This window comes from Priestia sp. YIM B13551, from assembly GCF_042787905.1.
GTDB lineage: Bacteria > Bacillota > Bacilli > Bacillales > Bacillaceae_H > Priestia.
Genome location: NZ_JBHZOX010000001.1, coordinates 1,225,463 through 1,239,351, shown reverse-complemented (window position 1 = coordinate 1,239,351; position 13,889 = coordinate 1,225,463). Strand labels below are relative to the sequence as shown.

Genomic DNA, 13,889 nt, shown 5'->3' with positions numbered 1-13,889 from the left:
AGATTTTATTAGAAACTTAAATATCATAGTATTAAATTATAAAAATTTTGAGGTTTGAGATGGGAAATTCGTTAAATTACATTTATTTTTTTGTTGCTATTTTAGTTGGCTTGTACTTTTTTATCACCAATAAATACTCTAGAAAGCCACTATTCATGTTGTTACTATCGATGCTTTCATTTTATAGCAGCGCGTATTTTTTTACTATAAGACTTACCCAATTAACTTACTCAGTACATTATCCATACTTGTGTTTTGGTGGATCATTCTTTTATTACTAAGAGAGATTTATTCTAGAGAAGAAAATATTTTCTGGAATCTTTGTTTAATCTATGTAGCGCTATACCACTCTTTGCATTATGTTTTTGATTCATTGGCTCAAAAGAACTTTTTGTATGGATTTATCTTTTATGTTTATACAAATGTAGGATTACTTCTGCTTGGCTTGTACTATTTCTTAAGAGTCTATAAAAATAGAATCGTGCATTAGAATGAACAAAGTTCCTTGGAGATCAATGTCCACAATTCTTGTTGCGTTAAACTTTTATAACAGATTGCTTTGCAGAAAATCAATTATTTTTCATCATTTAATAAATATTATTAAATCTCATGGACGTCTTGTATATTTTTATATTATTTACCGCAATTTAAAAGAAAAAGGTGAGGCTGATATAATGGCTAAAATAATTCCATCCTTATGCATTTTGCTCGGGGCTTATGTTCTTATTGTATTCATCGACGTTTTTCAGGGAAACTATATGTTTCAATCGTTTTATAACCTAAAACAATATTTTGTAATTGCCCGTGGGGAAGATTATTTTTTGGTTATTTTATTTGCTATAATATTCCTTGCTGTTAGCATTTTTCCTGTTTTAAAAAAACAATAGCCTCCCTTCTCATGAAAGGGTAGGCTTTATTTTTTGTTTTATATATGCTGTAATCAGCAATAGGATGGGAATTGCTATATGAAAAGGGAGGTGCAATAAATAAGGAACAATTTTGAGTCCTTCATTTATATGAGCTTGGTAACTAGGAGCAATCATCAGTGAGGAGAAAAAAATAACACCGCCAATTAAATAAATGTTTGTAACAGAAGGTTTCATTCGAAACAAATCAGCCGCGCCAATCACTGCACAAAAGAAATAGATGGTTATTTTGACAAAACCTAAAATGACCATGAGAATAAGAATAAAGGTATCCAGTCTTTGAATAAAACTAGCTATGTTAATGTAACTCACAGCTGTAAGAGCCGGGAAAGAGGATCTTAAAACAGTCTCTGGTCCGAGTACACACAAAAGAATAATTGAATTAATGGTTAAGACAATTCCTCCTATCATAATGGCGGACAAACCAATTGTTGCAGCCTGACTTTTTTTATTTAAATAAGGAAGAATCATAGTAAAGGTAATCAATTCCCCGAAAGGTACAGTAATGCCAAGAGGGACTAACTCTTTCCCTATGTTTCCCCATCCATTCGCTAATACGGGTTGAAGGTTCTCCACCTTGATGTAGCCTCCTACTATATACAAAACATTTAATATAAAAAGAGTCAGTAAAATAACAACAAAACATAAGCATGTAACTCGTGCGAATGCTTCTATTCCTAAGTGAATACTATAAATTAACACAAAGGTCATGCATATGCCCAGCGTAATAATCGATGTAACATAGTAAGAAGAGCTAATTAGTAATTCTTCAAAATCTCGTAGTACTCTGGAAGCAATATAAACAAAATAGATAATATAACAAAAGCTGATAGCACTGCCTACGTATTTACCCCAAATTTTAATGATATAGCCAGTCAAAGGCATATTGGGATATTTCTTATATAAGGAGATATAGACTAAATACAGTAAACAGCCAAAAATAGTAGCCAAAAGGGGGACTATCCATGCATCTTGCCTAGCAGCCTTTCCAATATCTAAAAGTAACGTACTGCCTAATATAAAGATAAACATCATACAAAATAATTGAAATCCATCGATTTTTATTTTAGTCAATGCTTTTTCAGCTCCTCATCTAATTTACCTCATAAGGATTTGTTCGCATGCCAGTATTTACAATACTGACGTTCACATTCATCGATATCTTAGCGCTTGAAAATAGATTCTCCCAGTTCTGTTTATGCTGACCCCAATAACTAGGATTGGTTCGAGATAAGCTATCACCAAAGCCGAATATGTCTGACTTTTCTTTTTGTGCGATGGTAATAGCCTTTGTAACTTCCTTTTGTAGTTCATTTTCTACCTCTTTTTCCAACTCCTTTAATACTTTAGGGTTGCTTAAATCTTTCCGGCATGATGTTTCCGTAATTTCTCCCATGACGTTCAAATCTGTATGAATAACAGGTTGTCCATGGCGGATTTTTGTTTTTATTTTGCTTTTTATTCCGGTCGTTGTAAGTGTGCTATTTCCATTTATACTGCAAGGGAAAACAAGGGCTGTACTCTTCACCTTAGACGTAACAAGCTGGATAGATCGAGCCTCTTCACCATCCAGCCACCCCACTAACTTTTCTTTTCGAAACATAGCTAATCCTTTTACCTGCATCGCACTTGGGTTTGTACTTTCTAAATTTCCTGCTTCTTCGCCGCTCTGGGAGGGCTTGTTAATGCTGATTCCAGGAAGAGATAGATCTTTTCCTTCACTCCCAAGCATAGAAATCACTTCATATGCTTGTACGTTGCTAACTATTCCGTACACTTTTTGAGCATTTTGACTTGTGCTTATGATGCTTTTAACTGGAGTAACCTCAAAAGGTTCAATCACACCAAGCAATTTTTCCGCAGTCCCATCACGTGCAATAAAAACTGGAATACTGGTACGGGCTTGTTTGCCTCGATCCAAAGCATCAAATAATGAGCTAAGGTCACTTCTTGCTAACTTTTCACCTACAACGATAAGCGAAAGATGTGAAGTAACATGTTCTCTTGGAATGACGACGGAGGCTCTTTTTAATGCCTCCACTAGCGTTTTGGCAGTTACTGTGTAGTTAATGACAGGAAGACCCTGTCCTCCTGACGAACTGCCTTGTGATAAACCACTTGGATTAATAACCTGATAGGTTACTTTATAAGGTTGTTCCGAACTGTCATTTTGATCAATTCCCATTCCTATAATGACTCCTATTTGGTTTAATTCTCGATAATTCGAACATCCTGAAACGCATAAACAAATGGCAGCGATCCATAAAAGCAAAAGATAAGTTTTCATTTTCTATCCTCATTCATCTTTATACGACGTCTATTTATTTTGATGTTTTTTCAACAGAGATGGTAAAGAGAATCGAACTAAAGTATCCTTTTGCTCTTTAAAATCAAAGGGAGCAAAAGGTGAAAAGTAGGGGATACCGAAAGATCTTAGACTACTTATATGAAGCCATATACATAAGGTCATAAGCAAAATTCCATATAAGCCAATAAATGCTGAAATTAGAATCAAGATAAACCGAAAACCACGGGCCGCATTGACAATGCTAGTAGATGGCAGTGTAAAATTACTGATGGCAGAAATAGCAACAATGATCACAACAGCAGCCGATACAAAACCTGCTTCTACAGCTGCTTGTCCTAAAATTAGTGCTCCTACAATGGAGACTGCTGGTCCGATTGCTCTAGGCATTCGGATTCCTGCTTCTCGCAACATCTCAAAAGCTAGTTCCATCACTACCATTTCTACAATTGCTGGAAAAGGAACTCTTTCTCTTTGCGCCATTAAGCTGACCATTAATGTGTTTGGAATAAGTCCCTGATGATGCGTAATCAATGCTAAATAGATAGCAGACGCATACATAGAAAGAAAAAAAGAACCAAATCTCAAGATCCTTAAAAAGGAAGAAATATAGTCATTTTGATAATAATCTTCGGGAGACTGGAAAAATTGAGAAAAAATAGCAGGCGCAATTAATACAAAAGGTGTTCCTTGTACAATAATAGCAATTCGACCTTCTAATAAATTTCCTACAACGGCATCAGGTCGTTCCGTATTTAATAGAAGTGGAAAAATAGTGGTCCTATCATCCCGGATAAATTCCTCAATATAGTTCGACTCAAGGACCCCATCTACCTTAATCTCTTTTAAACGTTCTTTGATTTCCTCTACAATACGTTCATCTGCATTCCCTTGAATATACATGATCCCTATATCTGTTTGGGTTACGCTTCCAATTTTCATGCTGTCTAAGCGTAAATTAGAATCCTGAATTCTAGCTCTTATCAAGGAGGTATTAGTTCGTAAATTCTCTGTAAAACTATCTTTAGGTCCTCTAACAACAGTTTGACTGGTTGGTTCTGTTACTGCGCGGGACTGAAGTTTTTTTGTATTGCCAATGAAAATTTTAGAACTTCCATTCAGTAGTATGACCGTATCACCAGTTAAAACGGCTGACATAAATTCATGCCAATTCTCTTTTATAGTCAATTGAGATACAGTTAATATCTGGGATATTTGTTCTTCTATCTCTTTGACGGTTACTACTTGATTACTTTCCTTAAGCCACTGAATAAGAGGAGTCATGATATTCTCATTTATAATGTTTTCATCTGCTAATCCATCAAGGTGGACAACAGCTGCTTTTACCGTTTTTTGGTATGGAGACTCCACTATTCGAAATGACACATCAGAACTATTTCCTAGTTCGTTCAATAACCGCTCTATATTTTTATTTACATCATCATATAGAGGAGTTACTGAATAATTTATTGTCTTTTTTTCCTTAGATTCTCTTAGAAGATATCTTTGTCGCACTTTTTACCACCTTTTATATGAATGAATATTTGTGTATGCAATGAGCACTGTTATTGTCTCTATAATTTGTAAAAAATATGTACATGTAGGAACTTTAGTATCTTCTTTTTTCGCATTAGTTGGGTATCAAAGTAATGCTAAGGATCTTTTAGAGCGTTTAGGTGAAAGACAAAGCTAGCCAGCTAATATGACTTTATATTCAGTGACAAATCAGGAGGTATTTTAAAAAAAGTTAAGTAATTCGATATACAAAGCAGCCCATATTGCTTTGTATACTTGGAGCTTTTTATATCGGTATTGTAAAGGAAGCAAATATCCACGTTGATGAATTTCAAAATTTCTAATGTGAAATAACAAAAAGCCCTATCCTAAATTTAATTGCTTAGAGATTGGGCTTTTGTATAGAAATATTTTTAATATGATAGATAAATTTCTATTTACATTACTTCTCTATTAAGAAAGGGTACTCTCTTTTATGCTTTAACGGTCTGTTTTTTCACAGGAATGTAGATGTCGATCTCTTTATTTTCTGAACCATAACACCTCTTATCATACAGTTCAAATTCCATTGATCCGTAGTGCTCATAACCTGATTCTGGAAACCATTCTGTAAAAACATAATTCCATGTGGACTGAATGGAAGAAGTAAAAGATTCTTCATTTGATTTTGGTGTAGTAAATACAGCATATTCTAGTTCAGGGAAGCTTCTGTAAACTGTTCCTTCAGGCGCTGGAGTGCCTTCCTCTACTTCCATGCCAATTACATAAACAAATTCACCCGTTTCAGGATTAAAATCAGTGCAAATGCCAAGCTCCGCGTTTTCGTTTAGGGGATTGGGGATTTTAGAGCCTAATCCATTTTGCATGTACTGTTGCCAAAATTCAGGAATGTCTTTATTATTCTGGCCACCTTCGTTTTTCGTTTTTAGCTCATATCCAATGACATAAAAAGCAGGTTTAGTGACTAGCTTTGGTTCCATCTTATTTCCTCCTGACAAAAGTGTGGTAGTTAGGTAGGCTTTTCCCCGCAGCGGTCCAGATATTCTCCTTGCGTTACGGTATTGCTTCGGTGAAACATCATAAAACTTTTTGAACGCTCTGTTAAATGATTCTTGGTATTGGAAACCAACATCAAGTGCGATATCAATGACTTTTTCATCTGTGAAAAATAAGCGTTCTGCTGCGCGTGTAAGTCTTCGTTTTCTCACATAATCCATCACTGATTCTCCAACCATGGCTTGGAAGACACGGTGATAATGAAAAGGAGAAAAACAAGCAATTTCTGCTAACTTTTCTAAAGTAATTTGTGTCTCCAAATTCTCCTCAATGTAATCTAGCGTTCTCTGTATACAAGTTACATAATTCATTTACATCCACCTACCTTATGTTCACTATAACAGCAAACAAATCTTTGTTCTTAACATTTTTTGCTACATTCAGTTAGGTGAGGATGTTTTTGTAATGTACGCCTCTGGATGTATAGCCCTAAGGGGATTTTAATGTTAAAATTTTCTATGTAAATTAATGGTATGATTACATTATTAAAGGGAGCGTTTGAATTGAAGAAATTTTGTTTTAGCTTAATGATTATTTTTTTATTAGGTGCTTGTTCTTATCAGGAAAGTACAAAAGAAGCTAGTGAAGAAATTGTATTACCAACTTCCACATTTAGTTCATCAAAAAATAATGCCGTAATTGATGAAAAGGAAATAAAAGAAAGTATAAAGACTTACTTAGATGCTAACGAGGATTTACTCAACACCAGTGATCAATTTGAAGAAATGATGGATTCCGATCAACAGCTAACTAAAGCTGAAGCGAAAAAACTTGAACAACTAAACGATCTGGTCAAAGAAAATGATCGTAACTTTTCCACATATATCTCGCACAACACTCTACCAGAAGGATATAAAAAAGAGTCAGAGAGAATTAGCCGCTTTATTACGGATTCCAATCAAATTTTGGATGAACTGGATCAAGCAATCGATGACATGGTTGAGCGTATGAGCGAAGGAGATTTTTCTGAAACAGAAATTGAGTCACTTATGAATAAAAATGAAGGTGTAAATGGAAGGGAACAGAAAAAAATAGAGAATTTTCTAGATGACAAAAATATTGATACAAAAGCTTTTGGACGAAAGAGTTAAAATAATTTAATAGATTTGCTTTGGTTAGGGGGAGTTTACTATTGGAATAGTTAAGTCTACAAACAAACTTGCATTTTCTATTATCTATTTAGTCTTCGGTACAGCTTTGGGGATAGTAGCCAAATATTTAGATACCATCGCAGGTGTTGATGGAAGCTGGTGGATGAATATTCTGCCGTGCTTTGGGGATTTGTGTTCTAGGGCCGGTATTTGGGTACTGATTGCTACCCTTATAGCCGCCCGCGTATAGTAAAAGCCAAATTAGTGCGGCTCTTAATACATTCATGTTCTTTATAGGAATGCTAACAGGCTATTATATATATTCCGCTTTTCTATTTGGATCTTTTCCAACTAGTTATTTTTTACTGTGGGGAAGTATCGCACTAGCGTCTCCGTTTCTAGCAGCTATTGTATGGATGGCTAAAAATAATTTACGTCTAGCTTGGATATTACCAGCGTTGCCTATGGGGTTATTGCTAAGTCTTTCCTTAGCGGTTGGAGTATTTTATATATATGTAAGTTATATTGAAGAATTCATTATGTATGCTGTTTTATGCGGAGTCTTTTACAAAAATCCAAAGCAGCTAGCGGCAATAATTTCTGTTTCGTTTATCATTTCGTTTATTATCAAACAAGTAAGTCCATTTCACTTTTAATTTAGATTAAGATTAAAAAAAAGAAAGTTTACTATGTGAAAAGGGGATTTCGGTAACTAACTATAAATACAATTTAAAACGGCTTTTACATATATATTCTTTAAAATACAGTAATTAGGAAACTTTTGTAGAAGTAATTCGTATAAAAGGTAGGAGGTGATGGATATTAACACGGAAAAACGTCTGGATGAAATTGAAAGAAAATTAGATGATTTACATAATAAGATAAGTAATCAAGAAAATAGAACAAAGTATAAACCTATCTTTACAGTTGTGCTCATTTTATCTGCAATTCTCATATTTTTTGTGCTAATAGGTGTTGTAAGCTTTTTTACAGGTTAATTTTTTTTACTAATCTCTCAGAATTATTTCTGGGAGACCCTTCATTATTTAAACTAACGACAATTCATTTTGTATAAACTTGTATATAATATACCCGCTTAAGATAAAAGGGGATAAAGTTATGATGGGAAATGAAAAGAAACGTTCCACATTTAGTGCGGCTTTCAAAACCTACGAACAGTTATTAAAAAAGATCTTAAATATGTTCTTTGTTAGATAATATTCTACGCCATGTTAACTAAAGATATATATTTTAATAAAATATAAGGTAGTAAAAATGACATTATGGTGTTTACATGGAGGAAGAGCATGAGAAAGTTTTATATTGCTTTATTTAGTCTTTTCTTTTTTATTTCATTAGTTGGATGTCAAAGTAAAGCTGAGGATCCTTTAGAGTTTTCAGGTGAAACTCAAAGCTGGTCAGCTACTATTACGTTATATCCCGTTGAAAATAGTAAAGAAATAGCTCAAATGAACTTAAATTATCTAGGTGGTGAGGTAGAATCCGTAGGAGATTTTGGGATTAATTTAGACACTTCAAATAATCAAAATGGAATTGCAGTGAGAGACGCAAGGTTAAATAAAGAAGGGAATTTCAAAGAAAAAGTAAAGGTTGATGCTAGTAAAGATGTAATTAAACCTGAATATATGATTTTAACTGTTAAATGGAATCATGTTTGCTCGTGATTAGCAGGTCAAGAGAAGTATAAAACGAAAAGTAGCAGAGACTTTATAAATAAAAATAAAGCCGCAAATGGAAGGGAAGAGGAAAAGATAGAGAATTTTCCAGATGAAAAAATATTAATATGGAAGGATCTTGGACGAAAAAGTTAAAAAATTTAATAAATAGAAGTGTTTAGTATATTTTAAATACTTATATAGATAAAACATACGTAAAAAACGAGCTCTTGTTTATGAAGGGCTCGTTTATGCATCATTGATATAGAAAGACTTTGATTATGTTTAAAAATTTCCTCTTTGTTGCGAGATTAATTCTATAAAAGGTAAAAACTGAAGCCTATCGCAATATAGGTACCAACAAGTAAAACACCTTCGAACCAGTTGGAATCACCGTCGTTCACAACGGTCACCGTCATGAGAGCGGCAAGGATCATCGCAATCATTTCCGCTGTATTAAACACAAGAGGCAAGAAATCATACAAGTATGAGAACAGAACGAGTATAGGAGCAACAAACATAGCCGTTTGGACGGTTGAACCAATGGAAATCTCCACCATTACGTCCATTCTGTTATTATAGGCCATTGCAATTGCTGACACGTACTCTGCAGCACTTCCCACTATGGCCACAACAATAATTCCAATAAAAACGTGACTCCAGCCTAAGGCAGCACCTACTGGCTCAATGGTGCCAACAAGTTTTTCACTAATATAAGCTAGTACAATTGTGGCCAATCCAAGCACAACGATTGCTTTCTTTTTTCCCCATTCTGGTTCTTCTCCATTTTCTTCTGCGTTTCCAGTGAAAATCCCCTTATGCGTGACAAGTTTAAAAAGAAGAGCAAGCAGGTAAATGGTCAGCATCACAATCGCAAAAGAAGTTGATAGAACCTGCATATCTTTATCATCCAAGCGTTTTGCAAAGATAAATGGCAATACAAAAGTTACGATAATAGCAAACATTAAAAGGGAGGTATTATGTCGTGTTTTAAACACACTAAATTTTTGCTTTTTAAATCGAATTCCTCCAACAATCATTGATATTCCGCTCGCAAAAAGTAGATTAACGAGAACTGCTCCAGTAATGGAGGAAATGACGATTGTATTTAGTCCTTTACTTAATGCAAAAAACGAAATAATAATTTCTGCAGCGTTGCCAAATGTAGCATTCAGTAATCCCCCTGCTGTTGGACCTACCACAACGCTAAGGCTTTCAGTAGAACGTCTGATGTAATTAGCCAAACTAATTAATGTCACACAATAAATAAAGAACATGAAAATATAATTCCAATTAAAAATGCTACCAATAATTGAAAGAGGTACACCAATAATCATAAAAATGAAAAAGACTTTATTCATATTTTCCTCCATGGTCATTTATATATCCTATAGCAAGAAGAGAAGCTCTATATTATCTTAGCGTTTTTATTAATATAACTCTTATGACTTTTGTTATTCATATCGGTAATACAACTGGAAAAATAGTTGGGTGGAGAGAATAAGGTATGATACAAAAAATCAAATAATTCGTAGCGTTCTTAGTAATTTACTGTATAAGTATCCACAAAACTCCTTCCAAGGGTGAAATCGAAGGGTATGCTACTAGCTGAACCCCATAATAAGCTTAAAAACGTAATGTGACGGGACAATCTTTGAGAAAGAAAAGCGAACATAGCAAAAGCGAGTATAATTAAAAGTAAAATACTAATTTCATTTTTATCGAAATTTTTCTATAGCATTACGAACAATCCACCTCTCGGTAAGTTATTTTTTTTTTTTTTTTTTTTGGAAAATTTGTGAAAGTAGAAGCGATAAAATCTAGAATGATAAAATAGTTAATGTTTAAGTCTATATTCCAATACATGTAAGAAATAACTAAGAATAAGCTAAGATAAAAATTGACAATACCACATTTAACCTCCTCTACATATTTATTTTTGAATAAGGAGATAAGCATGTAACAGAACAGCTAAAAGCTGAAATATAACCGTCGTATGTAATCTTAAACTGGTGCTTTTTCTACCAATTTGAATATAATTAGACAGGTAATAAGAGATTTCTTTTATGTCTAAAACACAGACAACTCCAAAAACTTTATGTATAATAAATGCTACATTTGTATTGATAGCTAAGATTAGGAGGTATGAATAATGCTACAAGATTTTAATAAATATGCGCCCCTTGATTATAACCAAATAGAAAATAACGAACTTGTTCATAGATGGATGAGACCTCTTTCTTCTAACTTGACAGTAGGTCAAACGTTAAAGGAAGCCTTTCATTTACTAGATATGTACGGTATTGAGGGATTACCTGTTGTTTCCCCACAGCAGAAAGTTGTAGGGATGCTAACAACTTCGGAATTAATAAGATCCCTGACTGAGTGCCACTCCCTAAATACCAAAGTTGAAGAAGTTATGAAGCCTTCAATAAACAGTGTTAGCCCATATGACTCCATTGACACAGCTTGGAAAGTACAAGAGGGAATTTTACCTGTTATAGATGAAAAAGAAAAATTGGTCGGGGTATTAACTAAAATGGATATTCTTCATTCGTATTCTTTCTATCTAAAGCATCTACAAGAAAATCTTTATGCTGTTGAAACATTAGATGCTGTTTTAGAAAGCGCTTACGAAGGTATTGTTATTGTTGACACGGATGGAATTATTAAGGAGTTTAATGCGGCTTACTGCCGTTTTTTAGGAAAAAAACGTGAAGAAGCTATTGGAAAACATGTCACAGAGATTATAGAGAATACCCGAGTGCATATCGTTAGTGAGACGGGGACAGATGAAAGAGGTTATGTTCAACGTATCCAAGGTCAAGACATGATTGTTCATCGCATTCCGATTAGAAAGGAAGGGAAAATTGTAGGAGCAATTGGCATGCTTATCTTCGAAGGCGTCAGTGAGCTTTATAATATTTTAGGACGTATGCAGGAATTGTCCCGAAAAGTAACAGAAGCTCATTTGCCTAATCATGAACCAATAGAGAATAACAATCATTTTGATCAAATTATTGGAGAAAGTTCTGCAATACAAACCGTAAAAGAGATTGCTAGAAAAGCAGCAAAAACGCCTTCTACCGTATTAATTACTGGAGAAAGTGGCACGGGAAAAGAATTATTCGCAAAAGCAATTCACTATTCTAGCCCATTTTCAGAAGGACCCTTTGTTAGTATCAATTGTGCCGCTATTCCAGAACAATTACTTGAAGCAGAGTTATTTGGCTATGAGGAAGGAGCATTTACAGGAGCACGCAAAGGAGGAAAGCCAGGTAAATTTGAACAAGCTCATAAAGGTACCTTATTTCTAGATGAAATTGGAGACATGCCCCTACTTATGCAAGCTAAGATACTCCGAGTATTACAAGACAGAGAAGTGGAGCGAGTCGGAGGAATGAAAAGTCAACATGTAGATGTACGAATTATTGCTGCTACTAATAAAAGATTAGAAGATCTAGTTAAGAAGGGGGAGTTCCGTGAAGATTTATATTATCGTTTAAACATTATTCGTTTGAGTATTCCACCACTTATAGAAAGAAAAGAGGATATTCAGATATTACTCATACACCACCTTAAAAATTTTTGTGAAAAGTTTGGAATCATTAAAAAAAGCTTTTCTTTTGAAGCAATGCGGTATTTACAAGAATATCAATGGCCGGGAAATATACGGGAACTTGTTAATACGGTGGAAATGTTAGTGAGTCTAGTAGAAAATCAAGAAATCACGGAAAAAGACTTACCTACTCATTTTCGAAAAAAAGATACAAGCTCTTTTACAACAGAAAAAACTAGTGATACAAACAAACTCTTAAAAAAGGTAAGAGAAGATATTTTATCTAGTGAAAAAGACACTATTTTGAAAGCGCTTGCCGACGTGAACGGTAATAAGGCTGCTGCCGCGAGAATTCTTGGCATTCAGCGTTCTACTCTTTACATAAAATTAAAAAAATACGGATTATAGTTCAAGTGTCTTTGTGATCGGACATATATCAAACACTTATGTATTTAAAAATGGACACTTTAACTAAAAGAAGCCTTTGAAATGAAGCATTTATATTTGGCACGGTTCTTGCATTAATAATAGTGACGTTAATGTAAGGAGGGATTTTATGAAAGGGTATTCAAAATTTTGTATGCCTAACTCAGTCTTTTATGGTGAAAATTCTTTAGCTCAGCTTGGAGAGCAAGTGAGAGCTTATGGAAAGAAAGTACTTTTAATTAGTGATCGTGTTATGGAAAAAATAGGACATGTAAGAAGTTGCAAAAAAATACTGGAGGATTTAAATGTTTCTTATGCTGCATACTTAGATGTTAATACAGAGCCTACGGATTTACATGTTAATGAAGCATTAAACCTGTGTTTAAGAGAGCAATGCGATGTTATTATCGCAATAGGTGGAGGAAGCTGCATTGATGCTGCCAAAGCTGTAGCTGTAGTAGCAACCAATGGTGGTTATATTGGTGATTTTGAAGGCGGAAAGTCTCCAATTACAGAAGATCCTCTTCCGCTTATTGCAATTCCGACTACGGCTGGAACGGGTTCGGAAGTAACAAATGTTACAGTAATTACGAATACTAAGGAAGATATAAAAATGATGATTAAACATCAAGCATTTCTTCCGAAAGTAGCGATTGTAGATCCAATTTTCACAATTTCTACTCCTTCACAAGTTACAGCAGCAACGGGAATTGATGCACTTTGCCATGCTGTTGAAGCTTATATATCACGTTTATCTCAACCGTTAACGGAAACATTGGCTCTTTCATCGATAGAAGCTATTTTGAACCATTTAAGAAAAGTTTATCAAGATGGAGAGAATACAGACGCAAGGGAAAAAATGGCCATTGCTTCTATGGAAGCTGGACTTGCTTTTAGTAATGCTTCTGTGACGCTGATTCATGGAATGTCCCGTCCAATTGGTGCTTTATTTCATGTACCTCATGGTATTTCAAATGCAATGTTACTTCCAGCGGTACTTGAATTTACAAAGGAAGCTGCTATTGATTCGCTAGCAAAAATAGGACATCTAATTTATCCAGAATCGAAATCATTAAACAAAGAAGAGCTAGCTGATGTGGCTATTGAGAAAATAAAACAACTTTGTTGTGACTTAGATATTCCTAATATGAAAGCATGGGGAATAGATGAACAAGAGTTTCAACAGGTAGTTGATAAAATGGCAACGGATGCAATAGCAAGCGGCAGTCCAGGAAATAGCCCAAAAGTACCTACTCATCAAGAAATAGTGGATTTGTACTATTACTGCTATAACTACGATTTTTCAGGAAGCAAAAATACCGTTGAATCTTAAAC

The 13,889-nt window shown here is 34.4% G+C and carries 13 protein-coding genes; 8 read left to right on the top strand and 5 right to left on the bottom strand.

What is annotated here, in order from left to right; all coding sequences use genetic code 11:
- The first annotated feature begins 491 nt into the window (after positions 1–491).
- Complete coding sequence (locus tag ACFX4N_RS31110; protein WP_476643709.1) at positions 492–887, top strand: YczF family membrane protein; 396 nt, start codon at positions 492–494, stop codon at positions 885–887.
- Between the two features lie 9 nt (positions 888–896).
- On the opposite strand, the gene ACFX4N_RS06305 is transcribed toward ACFX4N_RS31110, so the two are convergent.
- From ACFX4N_RS06305 to ACFX4N_RS06290, 4 genes are all read right to left on the bottom strand, one after another.
- A complete protein-coding gene (locus ACFX4N_RS06305) occupies positions 897–2,000 on the bottom strand; it encodes a GerAB/ArcD/ProY family transporter (RefSeq protein ID WP_057274707.1) in 1,104 nt (367 codons plus the stop codon).
- A 19-nt stretch (positions 2,001–2,019) separates the two neighbouring features.
- Entirely contained in the window at positions 2,020–3,213 is a 1,194-nt protein-coding gene (locus ACFX4N_RS06300; RefSeq protein WP_057274708.1) for a Ger(x)C family spore germination protein, read from the bottom strand.
- A 30-nt stretch (positions 3,214–3,243) separates the two neighbouring features.
- Entirely contained in the window at positions 3,244–4,746 is a 1,503-nt protein-coding gene (locus tag ACFX4N_RS06295; protein ID WP_057274709.1) for a spore germination protein, read from the bottom strand.
- A 473-nt stretch (positions 4,747–5,219) separates the two neighbouring features.
- On the bottom strand, positions 5,220–6,113 hold the full coding sequence (locus ACFX4N_RS06290) for an AraC family transcriptional regulator (protein WP_053487088.1): 894 nt from the start codon (positions 6,111–6,113) through the stop codon (positions 5,220–5,222).
- 162 nt (positions 6,114–6,275) lie between these two features.
- Here ACFX4N_RS06290 and ACFX4N_RS06285 point away from each other — a divergent pair, with 162 nt between their 5' ends.
- The 5 genes from ACFX4N_RS06285 to ACFX4N_RS06265 all read left to right on the top strand — a co-directional run bounded on the left by ACFX4N_RS06285 (position 6,276) and on the right by ACFX4N_RS06265 (position 8,578).
- Positions 6,276–6,893: an NDxxF motif lipoprotein gene (locus tag ACFX4N_RS06285; RefSeq protein ID WP_377261023.1), complete on the top strand. Its 618-nt coding sequence runs from the start codon at positions 6,276–6,278 to the stop codon at positions 6,891–6,893.
- Positions 6,894–6,999: 106 nt separating this feature from the next.
- On the top strand, positions 7,000–7,143 hold the full coding sequence (locus ACFX4N_RS06280; RefSeq protein WP_377261020.1) for a hypothetical protein: 144 nt from the start codon (positions 7,000–7,002) through the stop codon (positions 7,141–7,143).
- Between the two features lie 34 nt (positions 7,144–7,177).
- Positions 7,178–7,549, top strand: coding sequence for a hypothetical protein (locus tag ACFX4N_RS06275; RefSeq protein ID WP_377261017.1), 372 nt, complete (start codon positions 7,178–7,180; stop codon positions 7,547–7,549).
- 159 nt (positions 7,550–7,708) lie between these two features.
- Positions 7,709–7,891, top strand: coding sequence for a hypothetical protein (locus ACFX4N_RS06270; protein WP_098239462.1), 183 nt, complete (start codon positions 7,709–7,711; stop codon positions 7,889–7,891).
- Positions 7,892–8,200: 309 nt separating this feature from the next.
- Entirely contained in the window at positions 8,201–8,578 is a 378-nt protein-coding gene (locus ACFX4N_RS06265; protein WP_097812110.1) for a hypothetical protein, read from the top strand.
- A 308-nt stretch (positions 8,579–8,886) separates the two neighbouring features.
- Here the strand turns inward: ACFX4N_RS06265 and cax are convergent, their stop codons facing one another.
- Positions 8,887–9,930, bottom strand: a complete 1,044-nt coding sequence (gene cax / locus ACFX4N_RS06260; protein WP_013056387.1) for a calcium/proton exchanger — start codon at positions 9,928–9,930, stop codon at positions 8,887–8,889.
- 791 nt (positions 9,931–10,721) lie between these two features.
- Between cax and ACFX4N_RS06255 the strand changes: the two genes are divergently transcribed.
- Positions 10,722–12,536, top strand: a complete 1,815-nt coding sequence (locus tag ACFX4N_RS06255; RefSeq protein ID WP_377261014.1) for a sigma-54-dependent Fis family transcriptional regulator — start codon at positions 10,722–10,724, stop codon at positions 12,534–12,536.
- Between the two features lie 148 nt (positions 12,537–12,684).
- Complete coding sequence (locus ACFX4N_RS06250) at positions 12,685–13,887, top strand: iron-containing alcohol dehydrogenase (RefSeq protein ID WP_098590643.1); 1,203 nt, start codon at positions 12,685–12,687, stop codon at positions 13,885–13,887.
- Positions 13,888–13,889 lie beyond the last annotated feature (2 nt).